This window comes from Enterococcus pallens ATCC BAA-351, from assembly GCF_000407485.1.
In the GTDB taxonomy this organism is placed as follows: Bacteria; Bacillota; Bacilli; order Lactobacillales; family Enterococcaceae; genus Enterococcus_A; species Enterococcus_A pallens.
In genome coordinates this window covers 341,064-363,533 of record NZ_ASWD01000004.1, presented here as the reverse complement: position 1 = coordinate 363,533, position 22,470 = coordinate 341,064, and the positions used below count along the sequence as shown (strand labels likewise).

At 40.0% G+C, this 22,470-nt stretch carries 25 protein-coding genes; 19 read left to right on the top strand and 6 right to left on the bottom strand.

Going from position 1 to position 22,470, the window contains the following annotated elements; all coding sequences use genetic code 11:
• Positions 1-7: 7 nt before the first annotated feature.
• The 3 genes from I588_RS19360 to I588_RS28240 are packed head-to-tail and all read right to left on the bottom strand — an operon-like array spanning position 8 to position 2,226.
• Positions 8-757 (bottom strand): response regulator transcription factor, encoded by a 750-nt coding sequence (locus I588_RS19360; RefSeq protein ID WP_010758557.1) that lies wholly within the window; start codon positions 755-757, stop codon positions 8-10.
• A gap of 4 nt (positions 758-761) precedes the next feature.
• Positions 762-2,060: a sensor histidine kinase gene (locus I588_RS19355; RefSeq protein WP_010758556.1), complete on the bottom strand. Its 1,299-nt coding sequence runs from the start codon at positions 2,058-2,060 to the stop codon at positions 762-764.
• Positions 2,061-2,103: 43 nt separating this feature from the next.
• Positions 2,104-2,226: an EntF family bacteriocin induction factor gene (locus I588_RS28240; protein ID WP_010758555.1), complete on the bottom strand. Its 123-nt coding sequence runs from the start codon at positions 2,224-2,226 to the stop codon at positions 2,104-2,106.
• Between the two features lie 211 nt (positions 2,227-2,437).
• Here I588_RS28240 and I588_RS28070 point away from each other — a divergent pair, with 211 nt between their 5' ends.
• From I588_RS28070 to I588_RS28235, 5 genes are all read left to right on the top strand, one after another.
• The gene (locus I588_RS28070; protein WP_010758554.1) at positions 2,438-2,566 is read left to right on the top strand and encodes a hypothetical protein; all 129 of its coding nucleotides are present in this window, start codon (positions 2,438-2,440) and stop codon (positions 2,564-2,566) included.
• Between the two features lie 43 nt (positions 2,567-2,609).
• Positions 2,610-2,750 carry a bacteriocin gene (locus tag I588_RS27000; RefSeq protein WP_010758553.1) on the top strand — a complete coding sequence of 47 codons (141 nt, stop codon included), beginning with the start codon at positions 2,610-2,612 and terminating at the stop codon, positions 2,748-2,750.
• A gap of 103 nt (positions 2,751-2,853) precedes the next feature.
• Positions 2,854-3,477: a CPBP family intramembrane glutamic endopeptidase gene (locus tag I588_RS26530; RefSeq protein ID WP_010758552.1), complete on the top strand. Its 624-nt coding sequence runs from the start codon at positions 2,854-2,856 to the stop codon at positions 3,475-3,477.
• 43 nt (positions 3,478-3,520) lie between these two features.
• Positions 3,521-3,718 (top strand): hypothetical protein, encoded by a 198-nt coding sequence (locus I588_RS19345; RefSeq protein ID WP_010758551.1) that lies wholly within the window; start codon positions 3,521-3,523, stop codon positions 3,716-3,718.
• 342 nt (positions 3,719-4,060) lie between these two features.
• The gene (locus I588_RS28235) at positions 4,061-4,339 is read left to right on the top strand and encodes a CPBP family intramembrane glutamic endopeptidase (protein ID WP_425387127.1); all 279 of its coding nucleotides are present in this window, start codon (positions 4,061-4,063) and stop codon (positions 4,337-4,339) included.
• 423 nt (positions 4,340-4,762) lie between these two features.
• Here I588_RS28235 and I588_RS19340 read toward each other — a convergent pair whose 3' ends face one another.
• On the bottom strand, positions 4,763-5,485 hold the full coding sequence (locus tag I588_RS19340; RefSeq protein ID WP_010758550.1) for a CPBP family intramembrane glutamic endopeptidase: 723 nt from the start codon (positions 5,483-5,485) through the stop codon (positions 4,763-4,765).
• 88 nt (positions 5,486-5,573) lie between these two features.
• On the opposite strand from I588_RS19340, the gene I588_RS26985 reads away from it, so the two are divergent.
• A complete protein-coding gene (locus tag I588_RS26985; RefSeq protein WP_245569603.1) occupies positions 5,574-6,473 on the top strand; it encodes a helix-turn-helix domain-containing protein in 900 nt (299 codons plus the stop codon).
• Between the two features lie 112 nt (positions 6,474-6,585).
• Here I588_RS26985 and I588_RS19330 read toward each other — a convergent pair whose 3' ends face one another.
• On the bottom strand, positions 6,586-7,305 hold the full coding sequence (locus I588_RS19330) for a GntR family transcriptional regulator (protein ID WP_010758548.1): 720 nt from the start codon (positions 7,303-7,305) through the stop codon (positions 6,586-6,588).
• A 192-nt stretch (positions 7,306-7,497) separates the two neighbouring features.
• On the opposite strand from I588_RS19330, the gene I588_RS19325 reads away from it, so the two are divergent.
• The 12 genes from I588_RS19325 (at position 7,498) to I588_RS19270 (ending at position 21,378) form a co-directional block, all read left to right on the top strand.
• Positions 7,498-8,859: an N-sulfoglucosamine sulfohydrolase gene (locus I588_RS19325; protein ID WP_010758547.1), complete on the top strand. Its 1,362-nt coding sequence runs from the start codon at positions 7,498-7,500 to the stop codon at positions 8,857-8,859.
• Positions 8,860-8,874: 15 nt separating this feature from the next.
• Complete coding sequence (locus tag I588_RS19320) at positions 8,875-9,798, top strand: PTS sugar transporter subunit IIAB (RefSeq protein WP_010758546.1); 924 nt, start codon at positions 8,875-8,877, stop codon at positions 9,796-9,798.
• A 24-nt stretch (positions 9,799-9,822) separates the two neighbouring features.
• Positions 9,823-10,653 carry a PTS mannose/fructose/sorbose/N-acetylgalactosamine transporter subunit IIC gene (locus I588_RS19315; RefSeq protein ID WP_010758545.1) on the top strand — a complete coding sequence of 277 codons (831 nt, stop codon included), beginning with the start codon at positions 9,823-9,825 and terminating at the stop codon, positions 10,651-10,653.
• The gene (locus I588_RS19310; protein ID WP_010758544.1) at positions 10,643-11,461 is read left to right on the top strand and encodes a PTS system mannose/fructose/sorbose family transporter subunit IID; all 819 of its coding nucleotides are present in this window, start codon (positions 10,643-10,645) and stop codon (positions 11,459-11,461) included. The genes I588_RS19315 and I588_RS19310 overlap by 11 nt, the downstream gene beginning before the upstream one ends.
• Positions 11,462-11,478: 17 nt before the next feature.
• Positions 11,479-13,020, top strand: coding sequence for a PHP domain-containing protein (locus I588_RS19305; RefSeq protein WP_010758543.1), 1,542 nt, complete (start codon positions 11,479-11,481; stop codon positions 13,018-13,020).
• Positions 13,021-13,162: 142 nt separating this feature from the next.
• On the top strand, positions 13,163-14,278 hold the full coding sequence (locus I588_RS19300; RefSeq protein WP_010758542.1) for an anaerobic sulfatase maturase: 1,116 nt from the start codon (positions 13,163-13,165) through the stop codon (positions 14,276-14,278).
• The gene (locus I588_RS19295; RefSeq protein WP_010758541.1) at positions 14,278-15,057 is read left to right on the top strand and encodes a sulfite exporter TauE/SafE family protein; all 780 of its coding nucleotides are present in this window, start codon (positions 14,278-14,280) and stop codon (positions 15,055-15,057) included. Before I588_RS19300 ends, I588_RS19295 begins: the two co-directional genes overlap by 1 nt.
• Positions 15,058-15,874: 817 nt before the next feature.
• Complete coding sequence (locus I588_RS19290) at positions 15,875-17,449, top strand: ABC transporter substrate-binding protein (protein ID WP_010758540.1); 1,575 nt, start codon at positions 15,875-15,877, stop codon at positions 17,447-17,449.
• 68 nt (positions 17,450-17,517) lie between these two features.
• On the top strand, positions 17,518-18,468 hold the full coding sequence (locus I588_RS19285; RefSeq protein WP_010758539.1) for an ABC transporter permease: 951 nt from the start codon (positions 17,518-17,520) through the stop codon (positions 18,466-18,468).
• 11 nt (positions 18,469-18,479) lie between these two features.
• Positions 18,480-19,376, top strand: coding sequence for an ABC transporter permease (locus I588_RS19280; RefSeq protein ID WP_010758538.1), 897 nt, complete (start codon positions 18,480-18,482; stop codon positions 19,374-19,376).
• Complete coding sequence (locus tag I588_RS19275; RefSeq protein ID WP_010758537.1) at positions 19,376-20,389, top strand: ABC transporter ATP-binding protein; 1,014 nt, start codon at positions 19,376-19,378, stop codon at positions 20,387-20,389. The genes I588_RS19280 and I588_RS19275 overlap by 1 nt, the downstream gene beginning before the upstream one ends.
• A 2-nt stretch (positions 20,390-20,391) precedes the next feature.
• Entirely contained in the window at positions 20,392-21,378 is a 987-nt protein-coding gene (locus I588_RS19270) for an ABC transporter ATP-binding protein (RefSeq protein WP_010758536.1), read from the top strand.
• An 89-nt stretch (positions 21,379-21,467) separates the two neighbouring features.
• Here the strand turns inward: I588_RS19270 and I588_RS27365 are convergent, their stop codons facing one another.
• On the bottom strand, positions 21,468-21,617 hold the full coding sequence (locus I588_RS27365) for a hypothetical protein (RefSeq protein ID WP_010758535.1): 150 nt from the start codon (positions 21,615-21,617) through the stop codon (positions 21,468-21,470).
• 463 nt (positions 21,618-22,080) lie between these two features.
• Between I588_RS27365 and I588_RS19265 the strand changes: the two genes are divergently transcribed.
• Positions 22,081-22,386 carry a hypothetical protein gene (locus I588_RS19265; protein WP_010758534.1) on the top strand — a complete coding sequence of 102 codons (306 nt, stop codon included), beginning with the start codon at positions 22,081-22,083 and terminating at the stop codon, positions 22,384-22,386.
• Positions 22,387-22,470: the final 84 nt, after the last annotated feature.

Genomic DNA, 22,470 nt, shown 5'->3' with positions numbered 1-22,470 from the left:
CAATAAGTTACTTCATTTTTTCTAACCGTTCCTTTAGCTTCTTAGCTTTACCTAAAGCAAAGGTACGGCTTAGCTCAGCATTGAAATGAATTGTACGGTTAGCAAAATCTATTTCTCGAGCCTTTGTTAAATTCACTAAACAAGAACGGCTGGCTCGAAACAATGCGGGATAAGCTTTCTCCAAATCCTGCAGCTTGCCGTAGAATTCATAGTGGCCATTCACAGTGTGCAAAACCACACGATGAGGAATAGTTGAAGGCTCTAGGAACAAAACCTCAGCCAAATTAAGGTTGAAGGTCTGAGTACCAATAGAAAAGGTAAAATTCTGCCCCTGATCATTCTTAGCTGTCGCAATTCGCTCTTGAGCTACTGACAACAGCTCCATAATTTCCGTCCGATAATCCTCCAACGGTTGGTCCTTAGTAATGAAGCCTAATGCCTCCACCCGTCTTTTTAAAGTAAGGGGAGCCAGCTCCTCATGAGTTGTAATAAAAATAATTTTCGCCTGTGCATCAGCATTGCGAATGGTTTCGGCCAAGTCAATGCCGTCAATCTTATGGTTCAAATCGATATCTAAAAAATAAACCCCGTTTTTTGGTTGAAATTGCTGCAGGTATTTCTTTACCTCCAGCGGATTCTGAGTCTTTAAGACTACCTCAAAGGGATCATTGTGAAATAACAAATAGTTTTGGATGATCGTATCCAGCTGCTGCAGCTGAATCAGTTGATCCTCACAAATAATAATTGGATAGCTCATGCAACTACTTCCTTTCAAAAACGGTAATAATTTGAGTTGAGAAGGTATGTTCATCCTTTTCATACTGCACATATAAGTTTGGATACTTTGTTTTAAGTTCTTGGATGTTGGAGAGTCCTAAGCCTAAATGATCTTGTTTGGAAGAGAATCCAGGCTGCAGCAACTGAGTAATACTTGCACCTGATTCCTGATACGTATTCTGCACCAAACATTCCAGTTGCTGATTGTCTTGGTAAAGCAAAATGGAAAGCGCAGGTTTTTCAAACCCTCGGGCCGCTTCAATCGCATTGTCCAGTGTAATTCCCAGAATACGAATAAAATCAAAAACCGGAATCGGCAGCTCTTCAATCTCCTGTCGACATTCAAAAGAACAAGCAATCTGATGCTCTTGAATGACCGACAGTTTACTAATTAGCAGACTCTTCAGGTACGTATTTTTTACGTTTTTCAAGTCATTATAGGACCAAGCAATTGAAGCAAAATACTTATCCGAATAATTCTCCAAGCTAATTACTTGTTGCAGCAGCTCCGTGTCCTGACTTGCGACAGAAGATTCTTTCAAGCTTAAGATTAGATTTTTATAGTCATGCTGAAACTTGCGCATTTTCTGCTGATTCTCTTCTAATTGATCGGCGTATTCCTTAAGATCGGTTAGCTGCTGCTTGAATAATTGCTGCTCGAAGGTTTCCTTTTGGCGAGCTGTTTCGCGAGCAAAAACAATAAGCAGGAAAATGGTCTGAGCTATTAGAAAAATGACCAGTCCGGTTATAAATCGATCAAAAGCCTCATAATAATGAGCAGCATAAGCAATCAGAAGGGTTACTGAAAACAAGTACCCTAAGAGAATGGAAGAAAACTGAGAACTGTATTTCTTGAGTATTTGTTCTGCTGAAAAACGGTGGAGGGCAAAGAGAACTATTAGTAAGACAAGAATATCAAGAACAACCTCATTCATGATAAATAACCATCCCTTTACTCCCGAAAAAGAAACGAAGGGAATGATTCCCGCCGAGACTAAGATTGGAACAAAGTAGCTGACTAGCATACTCAACATGATTGTATTCAAAAGAATATAGTTGGGTTCTTTTTTTGATTTTAGCAGGTAGTAGCATCCAACAATTGTTAGTACATCAGAAAAATCACTGAATACTTCTACTAAAAAGGTAATTGGCAAAAGAACCAGTAACAAGATCATCTTTTTCTTAAGGGGTACTCCACGATATAGACTGAAAAAGATGCCATAAAAATAGAACGAAGATAAAAACATCCGTAAAATGTACGCTTTCGTATCAATTTGTACCATTTGATTCACCTCTTGAATATGAGTATATCAGAGGCAGTAAAATCTAACACTTTCTAAAAAATGACCATAAACATTGTGCAGGATTACCCGTGCTTTTACCTAATTGTCCACGGTTTCCCCCTTGTACTTGTTTTAGTTGCTTTTCCGATAATTGTTGAACGTTCATAAGCTCACTCCTTTCATTGATTGAAATTAGTATGGCATAAAGCATTCCTGTATATAAAAATATGTCCTGAAGGTAGCTAAATGTTGTCTTGAACGGTTGATGAAGCAGAAAATAATCGTTTAGGATGAAAAAATATAGGTTCAGGATGTTTTTCTCAAGCTTCAAAAGAAAAGAAGTACGATGGAGGTACCAGATAAGGGGAGGTGAGAATATGGACAAGTATACACAATTATCTGCTGTGCAATTACGAGCAACTGTCGGTGGAAAAAGAACCTGGAAAAACTTTGTTAGCTACATGGGCAGCTATTACAAAGGATTGTGGGACGGCTTAGTCGGTTAAGTTTCCCAACAAGTAATTAAATCAAAAAAGGAGTGAAGAAGAGATGAACTATCAAGTACTTAATGAAAAGGATCTTCAAGCAATTACTGGTGGCGGTCAATACGATAAGACGGGTTACAAGATTGGAAAAACAGTAGGCACGATCGTAAGAAAAGGATTTGAAATCTGGAGTATTTTTAAATAACTTTCGCTTCCCCACATACTTAAACCCTAGGCAGGCAATTCCCCAAGCTCTCCGTTGTCTGTCTAGAGTTTGAGCAGGACGAGCGTTTAGAAAGAGAGAACCAATGAAAAAAAGCCGCTATCTATTCGTTATCATCCAGTTTCTTTTTGCACTTATTCCCCAAATTTGGATTTATCTTTTTATTACTAAAATGGGCTGCAGCTTCACCTATGGACTAAGCGCATTCTTTGCTGCTGTGATTCTGATAAATCTCTACTTGGCGATCTATTTTTTTGAACAGATAACAGCTATAAAATTAACCATTAGAGGGATTCACTTGAAGCAGCTGCTTTATTATACTTTTTTAGCAGTAGGGTTAAAGATTCTTTTTGGTCTTCTGGCGTATTGGGCTGGTTACACAACACCAGACAATGAAGAGGCAATTCAAGGATTGTTAGGAGAAATGCCCAAAGTAATTTTTACACTATTTGCCGTAATCAGCGGTCCTATTTTAGAAGAGCTGGCTGCTCGAGGATTCATCATGGGATACATATTTAAGCAGCATAAACCACTGGGCTTTTTAGTAAGTGTTGTCCTATTTACTACGCTTCATCGCCCAACTAGCCTAGGCCAAGTATTGATCTACTTAGGTCCATCAATAGCCTTTTGCTGGATTTATTACGCCAGTGATCGACTGGAATATTCTATTGCTGCGCACGTTATAAACAACTTGCTTGTTTTACTATAGCTCTTAGTCATGAATGGCTAAAAGATAGAAAGGAGGAATTCAAATGTTTTTATTGAGAATCCTGCTATTGATTGTACTGATTGGATTAATTGTCTATATCAACAATAAAAAGCAGACTCTGCCACGAAATTATCGCTGGCTGCTTATCGCCGCTATTATTTGTATCATCATTATAGAAATTGTCACCAGCTCTGTTGCTACCAGCTTTTTACAGGGATTAATGGACGGTCTAACTCAGTAAAGAGGGAAGAGAGGTGAGGCACAATTTTATACCAAAAGATTCAGAAATACGCCACAGGAATAGTCACTTTTTTCGGGATGGTGATTATTTTATAGGTGCCGGATGTGGTTGCTTTACGCGCAAAAACAACTCTTAAGGATCTGCTGGTACCGCTAGTCGCTGCTTCGCTTCTATGGATAATGATCCTCGTATGCCAAAGTCTTGGGATCTTTCAGCTCAGAGATTGGCGAGTTCATTTGTCTGATATAAAGCTAGTCCTAATAGGGTTCCTGATTTTTATCCTCGTAAAAGTATCCGGTGGAAAGTGCTTATGTTGCTCATCCTGTTTGGATTTAATTTTTACTGATCGCAATTGTAGGGCCGATTATGGAAGAATTTATCTTTCGAGGATTTCTGATTAATTACTATTTTTCTGCTAATTATAAGGTGGGGATAGTAGTTAGTAGTTTGCTTTTCGGTCTGTTCCATCAACCAACTGATTTAGTCAGCTTACTTATTTATGCATCAAGGGGGTTAGCACTGGGGATAATCTATCAAAGAACGAAAAGGATTGAGATTGTTATTCTTATCCATTGTTTGAATAATTCACTAATGTTTCTTCCTTACTTGTTTGGAGGGTAAAGAGATAATAGAAAGGTGAGTATCTTGAAAAATACGGATTACTTTAGTAATGTTTTGACACTAACTAAAACAGTTTTGGAAGATTCTGATATCCAGAAAGATAAAGTACTTTGCAATATTTTTAGCAATATTTTTAGAAAGAATCAAAATGAGTGCTCTTAAGGTGAGTTCTTTTATGATTACAAGAAAGAAATTCAACCAGCAGTTAGCGGGTTTATGATTAGAAATGGATTCTCTACTCCCAAAGTGTTATTGGACTTGCTTTCTGTGATACGTATGCCGAAAGCTTGGTCAGGGTTATAGTCAAAAAGCTTTAAAACGTATCCAGTAGGTGAACGGCGTTTTAAAGTTTTTTTTTGAATTAATTTTTTTAGAAATAACTTATCAACTATGAAGCTATATTCTTAACTAACAAATCTTTAACTAAACAGCCGTTTTCCCACGTAATTGACGTTTAGGCAAAACAATCAAAAAGACCATGTAGCATACTGATAAAAGAGAGACTGCCCAGATGTTTTGCTGTAAAGAACCGCTCATAGATAATGAGGCCAAGATATTGAATGCTGCATGGAAACCGATGACTAAATAAAGTGAGCCAGTTGAATAATACATCAGCGAAAATACACCACCCAATAATAAAGCATTAATGATTTGCAGAATGACCAAGACAGGTGCTGTTTCTGGGTTCAATCCACTAGCAATATGCAAAATACCGAAGATACTACTAGAAAACAGCAAGTAGATCTTTGGACTTTTGTCTTTCAAAAAATAGAAAAAGATTCCCCGAAAGAGCGTTTCTTCTACAAAGCCTACCAAAATCATCTGAATCCCAATCAATAAAATAGTTGAAATCGGCAAGGAAGTATTAAGGCCCAAAATCGCTGGTTGAATAAGGACGATCATTGCAATGAAGCCTAACCAGTAATTAGTTACAGTCCCTTTTTTAAAGCCAAACTGTTTCAGGTTAGGCTCTTTTTTCTTCATATAGAAAAGCAAAAAGAGGGCAGACAATGCGAAAGCCGCTATTTGAGAGAGAATAATTCCGTTTGTATCCATTGTCAAAATCACACTTGCTGCTGAAAACAAGCTAATAATCATCGTTAATCCAACTGCGAAGCCTACCAATTTAAAATATGTTTTACTCATTTTGTTCCTCCTGTAATTCGTTTTTTACACTATAGCATGGGCTTCTTGGTGAAACTTCGCTATAATTCCTGTATACAGGAATTATGAAATGGAGATAGCTATGTACGGCGAAATCATTAAGCAAATTCGTAAAGCAAAAGGATTTTCTCAAAAGGAAATTTATACCGATGTCGTTTCAAAAACCTTCTATAGTGATTTTGAGGCAGGAAAATATTCTGTGGAGATTACTAAGTTTGAAGGGTTCATCAAAAATTTGGGGATTACCTATCAAGAATTCGAGTATTTCAAGAAGCAATCACAGGCTGATGAGGCGAAAGCTTTAGAAGAAAAAATTGATCAGCTTTATAAAAGCGGCAAATTTGAGGCCCTTTATGATATTTACGAAGAATATAAGCAGCACCAAGCGATCGAGCTGCGTTATTTAGCAATTCAGGCCTACCTTTTAGTACTAATTACGAACACCAATTTTTACAAATTTTCCCGAGACCCCTTCAACGAGATTTTGGCTGAGCTAGAAAATGCTAAGATGTGGACATTGAAAGAAATCAAATTGAGCAAGCTAGTCTTATTATCTCTGTCAGAAAAGGAGAAGGAAAAAGCTGCAATTATCTATCAGCGGATTGGGCAGGAATTGGAGAAATATCAGTCATTTGACAGCAAAATTTACTATGAGGAAATGGGTGATTTATATTTCAATCGAGTCCAAAGCTTATTAATCACCAATGATGTTCCAGCTGCTCAAACAGTTTTCAATGAGTACCAGCAAACGATCCAGCAGTCAGATAACCTGCATCTGATGATCCAGTTGAAGTTCAGCGAGAATCTGTTGCAACTTTATGTAGACTATCCAGATTATCAGCCTAAAATGAAAACTTTGCTGCAGCAATTAAGCGAGACGGCGACTTCGGAAACACATTTTTATGGAATCATTTACCAAATTCACCAAGAAAAAGCCAAAAGCTATTACGAGCGTTATCGGAAAAAGTAGGGCGTGCGAATAGTGTAGCAGTGTAAAATGAGAGAAGTTGGATGTGCTAACAGCACATGAAAGCCCTACTCTGGCGGGAGTAGGGCTTTTGCATTGTACACCGTTTTGCTGCCTATTTTATTTTAATAAAATGGGCTTGATACTTGGTAGAATCAAAAATAGTACATGTTTTATGCAGCGGTAAAGCCTCTTTCGTATAGGCGAGGTGGGTAACCTCAAGCAAAGGAGAATTGAGTGAAACATCGAGATACTCATGTAGTTTTTCGTCAGCAAGAATGGCGTGGACAATTTGTTGACTATAAACGACTGAAAAGTTTCGCTCTTCCTCGATATATCTCATTTTTGATCCTGTAAGATTGGTAATCGTAAAATCAGGGAAGTGTTTAGTGGGCATGTAGCCATATTCAAAACAGTAAGGTTCGTCATCCGCAGATAGGATTCTCTCATAATAAAACAGCGGATCTTTTTCTTTTAAATCTAATTCTTTTGCCAATTGATTGGAGGCGAAGGTCAACTCAAATTTGAGCACCTGGGCTGAGGGAACTTTCTGCATACTGAGCATTTCTTCAGAGAAGGAGCGAATTTTTGAGGAACGATCTAAGGTTGTTTTTACAGGGGAGTAAGTCACATGACTGCCACTTCCCTGTATTTTTTTTACATAACCATTCTCAGCTAACAGTTGAATCGCCTGACGAATGGTCACTCTTGAAACATTATATTTTTTTCCTAATTTAGCTTCTGTTGGTAAAATATCCCCCTTTGAATAAAAACCCTCTTCGATCTGCTTGCATAGGTCATTAAAAATCGTTTTATAGAGTGCTTCTGAGGTCATTGGTATCAAACCTTTCTTGTTTTATTAAGATGAATATAGCGATAAAAAAAGCATTTATAGGAGAATTTGTTCTATTTCTTTCCAATTTGTATTATACCAAAAAAATTTGTTGTATCAAAATTGCCTCAACCAGTTGTTATCGTTTTCACAGGGTGCTATATTTCAAGTGAAATCAAAAGAAGGAGGAAGCTGATGAATATCATTTATATTCATACTCACGATACAGGACGGGTGATAAGTCCTTATGGTTATGGTGTGCATACGCCAAACTATCAGGAGCTATGTGAAGACTCTCTCTTATTCCAGAATGCCTTTAGTGTTGCTCCAACCTGCTCCCCTAGTCGTGCAGGCTTATTAACAGGGGTATTTCCACATCAAAACGGCATGTTAGGACTTGCTCAGCGAGGCTTTAACCTAGATAAGGAACGCCATCTCGCTCATTTACTAACAGAGCACGGATATCATACAGCGTTATGCGGGGTGCAGCATGAGATTGGGTATTATACAAGCCATGAAATGGCCATCGGTTCATTGGGATACCAAGAAGATTTAAGTGCGGATCATTCGAAATATTTTGAGCAGGATTTAATTTACTGGGATGAAGAAAATGCGGATAACTTAGTAAGTTGGCTTTCAGCATATGATTCTGAAAAACCATTCTTTGTCTCCTATGGCATGCATGCAACGCATCGCGCCTTTCCTGATGAGATCCATGAAGAGGAGGACCCTAATTATACACAGCCGCCAATCAATATTCCTAATAACGAACTAACTAGAGAAGACTACGCACGCTTCAAAACAAGTTTGAGAACGGCAGACGAAAATGTTGGGGCAATCATAGAAGCACTAAAGGAAAGTGGTTTATACGATGAAACCATTATTCTATTGACTACCGATCATGGCTTAGCCTATCCCTTTGAAAAGTGTACGTTGAATGATAGCGGTGTAGGTGTGTTGCTAGCGATGCGTGTCCCAAATTCTAAACAGAAAATGAAAAGCTTTGATGGATTGATTTCTCATGTCGATGTACTGCCAACCTTATGTGACTTGATTGGTTTGAAAAAACCGGAGTATTTAGAAGGGCAAAGCTTTGCTCAATTATTTACAGGCGAAGACTATGATGGAGACGACGCAGTTTTTTCGGAGATTAATTTCCATACATCTTATGAACCGGTTCGATCGGTCCGAACGAAGAGATATAAGTATATCCGCTTTTTCGATACAGAGTATTTAAAGGTCAATCGATCAAATATAGATGGCTCCTCAGTTAAAGAATTCTATGCCGAGAATGGCTTGGATGAAGTAACCAAAGATGCCGAATGTCTATACGATCTTTATTATGACGTTTACGAAAAGAACAATTTAGCAAAAGATGAAAGCCGCAAGAAAGAATTGTACAAGATGAGAGAGCTGTTGAAGGATTTTATGGTACGTACCAATGACCCGCTTTTAGCAGGACCGATTGAAATTCAAAAGGAATGGAAAGTGAACAAGCGAGAAGCCTATTCAGCGGGATCAAAAAATGTGATTGATTATGACAGTTGGGGTGTTTAAAAAAGGAGGATTTATATGAGAGCAATCGTTTTTGCCGGCCATGGGGACTTACCTAAGGGGATGAGGCATTCCATTGAGATGATTACTGGTATTGAAGAAAATATTTTTGTTGTCTCTTTGTCACCAGAAGATGGAAAGGAAGAATTTCAAAACAAATTAACAAACTTGGATGCTCAATTAGCGGATTATACAGAAGTACTGTTCTTTGTTGATTTACTTGGTGGGTCTCCTTGCAATGGCGTTGTTGAGAAATACTTTGACAATGAAAAAGTGCATATAGTGGCGGGAATGAATTTGCCAATGGCCGTGACGGCTGCACTGGGAGAAGTACCTATCGAACAAATTATTCAAGAAGGTAAGACCGGAATTATTGATGTGAAAAATCCTCAGCAAGCAGCACCCGCTCCAAAAGAAAGACGTGATGCACAGTCTGCTTCAGCCAAAAGCGGTGAGCCATTTGAAATCAAGAACGTCCGTATTGATGCTCGAGGGATTCATGGTCAAGTTGCTACTGCTTGGACACCTAAATTAAATATTGATCGAATCATGGTGATAGATGATCTTGCGGTGAAGGATGAGATGCAGAAGATGGCTTTGAAAATGGCTAAGCCAAATTCAGTGAAGCTCTCGATACTATCCACCAAAAAAGCGGTTGAACGATTAAGTAATAAAGATTCTTATCCAGGAGAAAAGCTGCTGGTAATTCTTCAACGGGTTGAAACTTTGAAGAGGTTAGCAGAGCTGGGGTATCACTTTAAGGATGTAAATGTGGGCAATGTGCCTAACCGTCCTGGAACAACTTCTTATCGAAAGACCGTACATTTAACAGAAGAAGAAGTGTCTATTATTAAAGGGTTGATCCATGAGGGCACTCATTTTACCGCCCAAATGGTTCCTAATGATGCGAAAGTTGATTTTGATGAAATTATTAATAAATAAAAAGGACGAATAGGAGGAGAAAAAATGGCATTATGGCAAGCACTTTTAATTGGTTTGTTCGCTTACCTTGGGCGTAATCAGGTACCGTGGTTGTTTGGGACAACGGGTGGATGGTATGGGATTGGCCGTCCATTGGTAGCTGGTTTGATTTGTGGCTTTATCTTAGGTGATGTGAAGGCGGGAGTACTTTGCGGAGTAGCTGTTCAAGCGATTTTTATTGGACAGATCACACCTGGTGGAGCAGTACCTTCTGATCTTAATCTGGCAGGCTTCATTGGGATTCCACTAGCTATAGCAGCTGGCGGCAATGCAGAAACTGCTGTGGCATTCGCTGTTCCGTTGGGCGCATTGGGGGTAGCATTACACAATTTTACGATGACTGTTCAAGCTGGGTTTTCCCATAGAGCAGATCGCTGTGCGGAAAAGGCAGATGCTCGGGGCGTTCGAATTTCTAATATTATGGGAACATCGGTGTCCTTTGCTGAACGTTTTCTAATTGTATCCTTGACTTGTTATTTTGGCGCACCATTTGCAGAAAAACTATTAAATTCGCTACCAGAACTTGTGTTGAACTTTCTACAAATCGGCGGACGTATGCTGCCAGCGTTAGGGTTTGCTATCTTGTTGAAGCAAATTGTTGAAGAGAAGTGGATGATTTTCTTATTTATTTTTGGCTGGGTATTTGCTTCGTCATTCCAACTTACCACCACAGCTTTAGTTTTTATTGCGATTGCTGTTTCATTGATTTATGTGATGGCTAGATACAACAAAAATGACAGCGGTACACCATCGGCTTCAGCAGTTAATGAGTCATTGTCATTTTACCAAGACGAGGAGGGGAATTATGAAGACTAATGTAAAGTTATCAAAAAAAGACGTCTCAATCGCTTCATGGCGCTGGATGTTCTTTGCCTTAAGCTCTCATAATTATGAACGTATGATGGGAACGGGCTTTGCTCATTCACTTTCAGGATCATTGGAGAAATTGTATAAGGATGACAAGGACGGATTGAAAGCTGCGCTAAAGAGAAACTTGGCTTTCTTTAATACGGAGCCACAACTTGGTGCGATTATTCCCGGAATTTCGTTAGCTCTGGAAGAAACTTACGCAAACGATGAGACCTTTGATGAGGACATTTTGACTAGTACGAAAAATGCGTTAATGGGTCCCCTAGCTGGTATTGGAGACTCCATATTAGTGGGAACATTGAATCCGATTTTATTAAGTATCGGAATTGGGCTATCTGCCAATGGATCAGCTGTGGGCCCTTTAACCTTCTTGATTTCCTGGTTAGCAATAGTCGTTACCATGAAGTACTGGCTATTTGTGAAGGGCTACTCGTTGGGACTAGATGCTGTTAAGATACTGACCAATGAGGCAATGAAGGTAAAAATAACTACTGCTTTAACAATGATCGGCTTAATCGTAATTGGCGGAGTTGCCTCTAGTACGATTCAAGCACCGATTGCTTTTCAATACGTATCCGGTGATATGACGATTAACATTCAAGAGATACTTGATAAAATCATGCCTAACTTAATGCCTTTGATTGTGGCGCTTGTCAGCTATCTATTAGTAGATAAAAAAGGCTGGTCAACCAATAAATTACTGTTTGGTATTTTAGCATTTGCAGCTGTAATGGTTGTGCTAGGTATCATGTAAAAGAAAGAGGCTAACGAATGAACTATCAAGATTATATTACTGATTTACATTTGAATCTTCATCCTAATCAAATTGACCTGTTACCTAAGTGGTATGAGCATAGTAAACGAGTCGTAGACTTCTTCACCTTAGCCTATTATCCGTATCACATGGTGCAGTGTCCAGGCGGTTTTAAGGCAGAAGAGGAGATTGACTCTAAGTTAATGCAGGAGCAATGGGCTTTTATTAAGGAGTATCTGGGAACTAAGAATAAAACAGATAATTATATCAGTTTCATTGGGTATGAATGGCAGGGGACTGGAGAAGACGGCGACCACAATATTTATTTTAAAAATGACCAACAGGCAACTATTCAGCTTCCGCCACGTTATCAGGACCTAGTAAGAATTTTTCAAAACCATGCAGTGATGGGGATTCCTCATCACTTGGCCTATTCATTGGGGAATCGTGGTAAAAATTGGGCAACGCATGACGAGCAGTTTTCACCATTTGTAGAAATTTATTCTCACCATGGCAGTTCTGAACGAGATATGACCAATCTAACAATGGAACGCCATATTCATATGGGGCCGCGGATTGAGGATACCTCGGTTGTTTCAGGATTGAAGCAAGGAAAGCATTTCGGTATCATCGCTTCAGGAGATAACCATGAAGTACCAGCAATGGTAAAGTATGGCAGAGCAGGTATTTGGGCTTCGGACTATTCAAAAGAAGCTATCTGGGAGGCATTTAAAGAAAGAAGAACCTATGGCTTTACCGATTCGAAAATTAGTGTCTGGATGCAATGTGCCGATCATCCGATGGGGAGTATTTTTAGTACCGATCAAAAAGAGCTGACAATAGAGGTTGCCACAGTAGCGAACGGAAAAATTGAACGAATAGAGCTGTACAAAAATGGTGAATTGGATCAGATCCATCTAGGGAAGAGTGGAAGTCAGTCGGATGATCTTACACCAGTTAAAGTTAAGCTTCGTCTGGAATGCGGCTGGGGACCTAATGTCAAATTCTTCCCTGAATTTAATGAAAAAATTTGGCAAGGGGAACTTGTTGTTGATGGCAAGATAATTTCTGTTGAGCAAGTCTATAGCAGCTTTGATAATTCGTATGAACGAATCAATGAGCAGAAAATATCCTTTCAAGCAAAATCTCAAAAAAATAGTGGGGATCATTGGATGAGAGATGGGGCCATGCGCAATGAAGGATTTATCTTTGAAATTGAAGCCGTTCCTTCAGCAAAGGTGAGCTTAACCATCAACGGACGACAAGAAGACTATCAAGTTTCTGACTTACTTCATACTAGTCAGCTCATTGTTTTTGAGGATGAGGCGAAAGAATTAATGAAGGAGCAAGCTGGGCTAGAGGAATATTATCGCAGTGACAGCTGGTACCATAATGCGTATAAAGTGAAACTTTATCAAGCTGCAACGGAAGAACAATATAAGGTTACTGATCAATTTGTGGTACCTGTAAATGAAGAAGAAACCAGTTATTTCATTAAGATCGTTCAAAGTGATGGACAAGTCGCTTGGGGATCACCGATCTGGATTACTAAGCAGTAATATTCGCATTTAGCCTGGAAATTCTGGACAGGCCGCGACTGATTAATTACTTATAACCAAGGTGAAGGTCCTGCACAAAACTGTGAAGACCTTTGCCTTTTTACAGAAACAGACCATGGGGAATTAGATAAGGGGAACCAAGATGAAGCATATTTCAGTTCTGATAAAACCAGCCTCGTCCTTATGTAACCTACGTTGCAGTTATTGTTTTTACGCTAATGTTAGTTCGTTAAGAGAGGTGCGCTCTTACGGAAAAATGAAGGCTGACGTTGCCGAAAAAATGATCGGAAATATTTTTATTGATCTGGACCATGGCGATTCTTTATCCTTGGCTTTTCAAGGGGGCGAACCTACATTAGCCGGACTGGACTATTTTAAAAACATTGTGGAACTAGTGAACGCACAGGAAAAAAGAGTCCGGGTTAATTATGCGCTGCAAACGAATGGAATTGTCATCAATCGTCAATGGTGTCATTTTCTGAAGGAACATAATTTTCTTGTGGGGTTATCGATTGATGGTCATCCGCTTTACCATGATATGAATCGACTAGATCCACGGGGACGTGGAACCTTTAGGAAGGTTATGCAGACGAAAGAGCTATTTGATGAATTTGGTATTGAGTACAATATTTTATGTGTACTGACGGATCCTTTAGCTGAAGAACCTCAAAAAGTCTTTCAATTTATTAAGGAACAAAATATCCGGTTTATACAGTTTATTCCTTGTTTAGACGATCTAGATACTGCAGAAAGAAGTACCTATGGATTGACACCGCAAAGCTTTAACCGCTTCTATCAAAAAATGCTGCACCTGTGGCTCAAAGAGTTAGAACAGGGCCATTATATTAGCATCAAGCTGTTTGATGATATCGTCAACCTGTTAATAAGAAGCCAAGTATCAGCTTGTGGCATTTTAGGGAATTGTCAGGTGCAGTATGTAATAGAGGCCGATGGCAGTGTGTATCCATGTGATTTCTATGTGTTGGATGACTATCGAATGGGCTATATTCAAGAAAAAACGTTGCGGGAGCTGTTTGAAAAAGAGATAACACGAAAGTTTCTATGCTCCCGCACCGATTTGCCACAAAAATGTACTACGTGCCCGTTTAGCAACATCTGTCGAGGAGGCTGTAAACGAATGAAGGATGCGATGTATGTAGATGAAGAGACTGATTTCTGCGGGTATCAAACCTTCTTGGAAACCATTGTTCCAGAGATTCCAAGAATAATGCAATTAGTGGAAGGGGCTAAACTGTGATGGTTGGATGGATATATTTTCTTGTCATTATAGTAGCTAACACCGTGGGGGCTGTTTCTGGAATGGGCGGCGGAGTCATCATCAAGCCTGTATTTGATTTTATTGGGGCTGATTCGGTGGCAACCATCTCCTTCTACTCAACGGTTGCAGTATTTACCATGTCATTCGTCTCTACATTCAGGCAATTAAAAAGCGGCACTAAATTGAATTGGTGTTTGATTGGTTGGGTGGCTGGTGGAGCAATCATCGGCGGTGTGCTAGGAAACATAGCATTTGAATTTTTCTTGCAGATATTTTCGGATGAAGCATTGGTGAAGTTGCTCCAGATTGTCTTAACGATGGTGACACTGATTTTGGCATTCTTATATACAAAATACGACTGGAAAAATTTCAAATTCGACAATGTTTTATGGTACTTGACTTGCGGTCTTGTTTTAGGCTTTTTAGCTAGCCTGCTAGGGATCGGTGGTGGGCCGATCAATGTATCGCTGTTAATGCTGCTATTCTCATTACCAATTAAAGAAGCAACAATTTATTCAATTGCGACGATATTCTTTTCTCAGCTGTCTAAACTTGCGACAATTGCGATTACTTCCGGCTTTGCCCGCTATGATTTAACGATGCTAATTTTCCTCGTTCCTGCAGCAATTATCGGAGGTCTTTTAGGGAATAAAGTTCGTAATATACTATCACCAGAAAAAGTGACCGAAGTTTTTCAAGGAGTGATCATTTTGGTCCTGCTGATTAACCTCTACAACGGTTGGCAAATTATTCATTAAACAACTAAACATACGCTGGTTGAATTCCATGCGTTTATAACTATTTCATGAAAAAAGATTTAAGAGCGGCTCTCTCTTAAATTTTTTTTGACGTTCACAGAAACGACAAATTTTTGTTTTCATATAAAATCACCGACTTCTTTTTCCTTCAATAATATTACCTTCTAATAGTTAAATCTATTTTATATGAAATAAAATGAATGAAGCATCTACTTCCATAGTAATGGCTGAGGTTATTCTTCCGTTATTTTGCCGTTAAAATTAGTTAACATCTCCTTGACAACTACTGAGCATGAGTGCTAATCTTTTGGGTAGTCGAAAGCGTTTTATATTTATTAGAAAACGCTGATAATAACATGAAGAGATGAGGTGAGAAAATGATCTTGAACGTTGATTTCAATAAAACCATTCGTTATTACTGAACGAGCACGGAAACCTTAGCGTGCTCTAAGTCAGTATGTAAAGAAACATTTTCTCATCTTATTTTATCTGATAAATAAACCGCTATTCTCGGGGGATTTTTGTGCCCAATTTTGTTAATGTCTTGTTTTTTTTGTGACGTTGCCGTGAATGTTGGCTTTTTTGATGTGTTCGAAAGCTGTGCTCTTTTTTGAAGGGCTTCGTCCACTGACTATTTATTGAGAATTGATGAGAAAGCATGCTGTTGATTCGGGATGCTTTTTTCGTACGCCAAAAATGCTTCTAGAAAAGCATCGTTCCTTGTGAATCAATATACTATGCTTCGGTCTGAGTTTTTTGAAATCAACCAATCTTTTTAAACTACTTTACCAAGAATGAAAAATCAGAGGAGATGTTAATGTTGAAAAAGTCAGTTTGGAAATATTTAGCTGTACCATTTTGTTTGCTTGTATTATTAGCTGGATGTGGAGGTTCTGGAGGGGATAAAACCGATGGCAGTAACGATGCAGCATCTGGTAAAAAAGACGAGCTTCGGATTGCCGTGTCTGCGAATCCACCTTCTTTAGATGCTCAGATCGCAAACTCTAATATTACAGCCCAAATCGGCTACCACATTTTTGAGCCGTTGTTTGCGATGGATGGCAATTTTGAGCCTCAGCCGGTACTTGCTGATTCCTATGAAGTAAGCGAGGGTGGCAAAGTATACACAATCAAACTTTTGAAGGGCGTCAAATTCCATAATGGCAAAGAAATGACTGCGGATGATGTAGTGGCGTCACTAAGTCGTTGGGTGAAAGACTCACAAAAAGCGAGCACCTTGATTGGTGGATCGACATTTGAAAAGGTAGATGATTACACTGTGAAGATGACTGCCAATGAAGCGTCATCGGATGTAATTACCGTACTTGCAAATCCGATTATGTTTGCGGCGATTTACCCTGCCGAAATCGTAGAAAAAGCTGGTGAAAAAGGGATTACTGAGTACATTGGAACCGGCCCTTACAAATTAGCCGATTGGAAACAGGATCAATACATTGAATTGGAAAAATTTGACGATTACAAGGTTAGAGAGAATGCGACAACTGGTTTGGCTGGCAAGAAAACAGCAGCTACCGATAAGCTTGTTTTTGACATTGTAACCGATGCATCAACACGTATTGCCGGTGCTAAGAACGGGCAGTATGACATCGTAGAGGAAGTTCCTCAAGATAATTATGAAGAATTAGAAAAAGCATCTAACCTAAAACTAGATGTTACTAAAGGCGGAACCCTGAACCTGTTCCTTAACACTACAGTAGGAATTATGGAAAAACAGGATATGAGACAGGCTGTATTGGCAGCACTTAATATGGATGATATTTTGCTTGCCAGCTATGGAAACAAGCAGCTTTTTGAAGAAAATCCAGGCTGGTTTAATCCAGATGATGCTCAATGGGGCAGCGAAGCAGGGAAAGAATACTACAATCAAAACGACCCTGATAAAGCAAAAGAGTTACTGAAGAAAGCTGGCTATAACAACGAAAAATTGGTGCTGGTAACCACACCAGACTATCCAGAAATGTATAACGCTACACTAGTTGTACAAGAGCAGCTTAAAAAAGTAGGGATCAATGCCGAAGTTGAAAGCTATGACTTCAGTACCTTTATGGAGCATCGTGCAGATCCTAACCAATGCAGTATGTTTATCACCAGCAACAGCTACAACGTTCTTCCGATTCAATTAACGGTACTAGATAAGACGTGGGCTGGGCTGGACCGACCAGAGGTTACGGACGGAATCAAAGCAATGCGCTCAGCTAATTCTCAAGAAGAAGCGAAGGCAGCTTGGGACGATCTACAAGAGTTCATCTATGAATACGGCGGCGCAACAGTTCTTGGTCACTTTACCGGGGTGAATGCGGTCAGCAATAATGTAGACGGCTACGAATATATGAGATTCCCAATCTTCTGGAATGCAACAGTCTCAGAATAAGTGATGGACGCGGTGAGCTGCTACGGCGGCTCGCCGTTTTTTCACAGAAGTATAGATAGGAGTACATTATGTTTTCTTATATAGTAAAACGAATACTGTCATTGATTCCGGTCTTGTTTATCGTATCGATTATCGCCTTTTTGATCGTTTATCTTATACCAGGGGGGCCAGCGACAGCTATTCTAGGGCTGGAGGCGAGTCCTGATCAGATTAGTCAAATGAATGCACAGCTGGGCTTTGATCGGCCATTTCTGGTTCAATACGTGGATTGGTTGAGAGGCATCGTACAAGGGAATTGGGGCGAATCCTTCTTTTTACGGCAATCGGTGCTGTCTGCAATTGGCGAGTATTTTGGACCTACCCTTAGTTTAGCTATTTTTGCTCAAATTTTAGCCGTGATCATTGCCATGCCATTGGGAATATTGGCGGCTTACAAACGGGGAACAGCCATTGATGTGGCATCAGTATCTGTGTCGTTGTTAGGCTCAGCTTTGCCTGGCTTTCTGCTGAGTATGTTTTTAATGCTGGCCTTTAGTGTATACAATCATTGGTTTCCAGTAGCTGGTTATGCGGACCTTTCAGCAGGGATTGGCGAGCACTTGAAGTACTTATTTCTGCCAGCCTTATCACTAGGTATCGTACAAGCAGCTTATCTAACCCGGATGATCAGGTCCTCGCTGTTAGAGATCTTACATAAGAGTTTTATTCAAACTGCTCGTGCAAAGGGTTTAAAAGAAAAACGGGTCATTTTAAGCTATGGCCTGAAGAATGCAGCACCTGTGATATTGACGGCGATCGGCCAATCCTTTGGCAGTCTAATCACCGGAACAATCGTTACAGAAACCCTCTTTAATATTCCAGGATTGGGAATGCTTACGATGTCTGCCATTAATCGCCGGGATGTTTTTGTGATCCAAGGAGTCGTTTTATTTGTGACTTTACTATATGTACTAGTTAATTTGATCGTCGATGTGTTGTACGGCTTTGTTGACCCAAGACTGCAGCCGGGACGTAAGTAGGAGGTGAGCGCATGTTTTTAACAAGAAAAGGGATGTCCGAAGCAGGGATAGCCATCGTTAAGGAACAAAAACAGCTTCGCAAGGAAAAATTACTCACGAATCCAGCTCTCATCATTGGACTGATTGGTTTTGCGGCCATTTTTGCAGCGGCGATGATTATTCCCATTATTAACACCACTGATCCTAATGCCATGGCGGTGACGGAACGCTTCAATGCGCCCAGCGCGGCTCATCGATTTGGCACGGATGAATTTGGCCGAGATATTTTGATTCGCTTAATGTATGGCGCCCGAGTTTCCCTGTGGGTAGGAGGATCGGTAGCAGTATTTTCTTGTGTGATCGGCACGATTATTGGGATATATGCCAGCTATTTCAAGCTGTTGGATCATGTCCTGATGAGAATTTGCGATGCGCTGATTGCGATTCCCGGGATTCTGTTGGCCATTTCTCTGATTACGACTTTCGGCACCTCAAGCTGGAATGTGGTCTGGGCACTGACCATCGTATATACACCAAGTGTCGCTCGTACCGTTCGAGCCAGTGCGCTGGTTATTAAGGAACAGCCGTATATAGAGGCTGCTAAAGTACAAGGATTCAGCAATTTTAAAATTCTATGGAAACTAATTTTACCAGGGGTTATTTCTCCCCTAACGGTTCAAGCCTCCTTCATTTTTGCTCAAGCGATCATTGCCGAAGCCTCTCTGAGCTTCTTGGGGGCAGGAATACCAGCACCGGCAGCCAGCTGGGGCAATATGCTGCAGGACAGCAAGCTAATCTTTTCCAAAGCTCCTTGGACTATGATTGCTCCAGGATTGGCGGTCATCATTTGTGTATTGAGCCTGAACCTTCTAGGCGATGGGATTAGAGATTACCTTGATCCAAGAGTAAAAGGAGGGAACAAAAAATAGTGAATAAGCCAGCTGATAAAGCAACTAAAATACTAGAAATCAAGCAACTTAAAGTAAAGTTCCCGATTCATAAAAAGTGGCTTCCAGCAGTAGATGAAGTGGACTTAACCATTCATGCCGGAGAGATCATTGGGATCGTTGGTGAATCAGGTTCAGGAAAAAGTGTGATGTCCCAATCGATTTTGCGGCTGCGAGATCATGATACAGCGGTAAAATATGAAGGCGAGATTCTCTTCGAAGGCAATGATTTATTGCAGGATTCATTAGCACAGCTTAGAGAGATTCGCGGAAACGACATCTCCATTATTTTTCAAGATCCATTGAACTCATTAAGTCCAGTGCATACGGTGGAAAAGCAATTAAGTGAAGTAATTACACTGCACAAGCAGGTATCCAAAGATGAAGCTAAAAAGCGCAGTATTGAAATGCTGCATTTAACTGGGATTCCTGATCCAGCAGCCTGCCTAAAAAAATATCCCTTTGAGCTGTCCGGCGGCATGCAGCAACGAGTAATGATTGCCATGGCCCTTGCCTGCGAACCAAAACTGTTGATTGCTGACGAACCAACGACCGCCCTGGATGTAACGATCCAAGAACAGATTCTGCGGCTAATCAAAGAGTTGAACGAAACCCTAGGGATGTCGGTACTTTTTATCACTCATGATATGGGGGTTGTTGCTAAACTTTGCCATCGGATTAAAGTCATGTATCTAGGACAGATTGTCGAGAATGCCGCAACAGAAGAATTATTTGCAGAACCCTTGCATCCTTATACAGAGGGCCTCATTTCATGTATCCCTCATCTGGAAACCAAACGTGGAGAACCTCTTCCAACTATACCAGGAACGGTTCCCTCGCTTTCAGAGATACCAAAAGGCTGCCACTTCTGCACCCGCTGCAAATATGCCGATGAACGTTGCTTCCAAGAACAACCGCCGATGATCGAAGCGCGGCCAGATCACTTTGTAAAATGCTGGAAATATGACGAAGCTGCTAATGTAGGGGAGGGATAGTGATGGATAATCATTTAATAGAGATTAACAACCTTCAAAAATCATTTCCTGTGCGCAGACAAAAAGCTGCCTTTTTTGGCCCGAAAGAACAAATGCTGGCAGTGGATAACTTATCCTTCCATATAAAAGAAGGCGAAACCTATGGCCTAGTAGGTGAATCAGGCTGCGGAAAAACAACGACCGGGCGAATGATTGTTGGCCTGGAGAAGCCCAGCAACGGTTCGATTATTTATGAAGGAAAAGACCTAGGCACACTTAATGATAAAGAATTTTTCCCATTGAGAAAAGACTTGCAGATGGTCTTTCAGAACACCCTGTCAGCCTTAAACCCAAGACAAAGAATCGGCAGTATTCTCGAGGATATTTTGAAAGTACACGGCGTATCTGATGCTGCTGAACGACGAGATCAAGTGGTTAAGGTGTTAGAAAAAGTCGGATTATCTGAACATCATTACTTCAGATTCCCTCATGAGCTGTCAGGCGGACAAGTCCAACGATTGGGGATTGCCAGTGCCTTAGTGATTCAGCCGCGGCTGATTATCTGTGACGAACCAGTATCTGCACTGGATGTTTCCATTCAGGCCCAAATCTTAAATACCTTGATGGAATTACAGCAGGATCTAAACTTAAGCTTACTCTTCATTTCTCATGATATCGGAGTGATTCGCTATATCTCCGATCGAATCGGAGTAATGTATCTCGGTACTTTAGTAGAAGAAGCCGATACCGACGAACTCTTTAACAATCCTCTTCATCCTTATACCAAGGGACTCTTTGCCTCTGTGCCAGACCCTTATATTCGAAAAGACGAAGCACCTGATTTTAATGGCGAACAGCCAGTTAGAACAAGTGATTTCAAAGGTTGTGCCTTCTACAACAGATGTCCTTTTGCGATGGAGAAATGTGCTGAAGAGACACCAGAGTTTTTGGAGGTGTCTTCGGGGCATAGGGTTGCTTGTTATTTGTATGAGGGTGAGTTTAATAAATAGTCTAAGCAAGAAGCTTCTCGACGATGAGGAGCTTCTTTTTCATCAAAAAAAGACCGGCAAGCTTTGCCGATCCATTGAATTCTTAACAATTAAAACAGCTCCAAAAGTGCAATGAACCCTGAAAATAGAAGCTTCAAAAATTTATTCTTCACTCGTAATTTCCGATGGTAATGCACCGCAAACGCAAAGAAACCGGCAGCAATGAAGAGAATCGCAAGTATGTTGATCAGTGTATTCATATGATTGGGGCTCCTTTCTATGCTGATCCGATGTTTGTATAAAATTATGCTCTTTTTGATCTATGGAGACTAGTTTTTTTGAAGTAGGGAAATTCTTCTAAGACTAAAAAACACATGGTAAGTAAAACATTCCGGACCAGTACATATGCTTGACCTAATGAAAACCTAAGTCAAGTACTGAGACAACTTCGTATCCACAGCGTCTGTTAATCGCAAATCTATCTCCACAACGTTCTGCTCTTTTCCTTCATGAGTAGGCTTTACCAAGATACTAAAATTCCTAACTTTTATCATTGAGCTTTTCCACAAATGAATCTACTTTGTATCTTCCTTTCAGGAGTGAATCTCCTATGGTTCAGGACTGATTAATCCATTACTTTATTTTTTGAGTTATAGTCAAAAAGTATTTACTAGTATTCCAGTCTTATACATGAATCACTAACTAGTACAAAGGAGCATGATTATGGAAACTATCAAAAAATGGTTAGGAGTACCTTTTGTTTTATCGTTATTCTTATATGTCTTATCGTCTGATCTTAAAGTTTTCCCCAGTGCCTTGCTCAGTATTGCATTTTTTGGATTTTACATAACCAAATGGAAAAACAGCAAAATTCTAAAATTCATTATTGTTATTTTTGTAGTGATAACTTTTGGCCTCGGGATGTATTATAGTGATGGGCTTGTAAGTAAGTTATTTGATTTGATTTGGTGTGCCTTAACGCTGGAGTTGTTCCTAGAATCTAAACAAGAAATTGCCCAAAACAATTAAATTCTTTTGGGCAATTTCTTGTTTTAACGTCTCGGTAATCCTCGACGTCTTGGATGATCAATAAGGTGTTGTGCTCTGTTGATA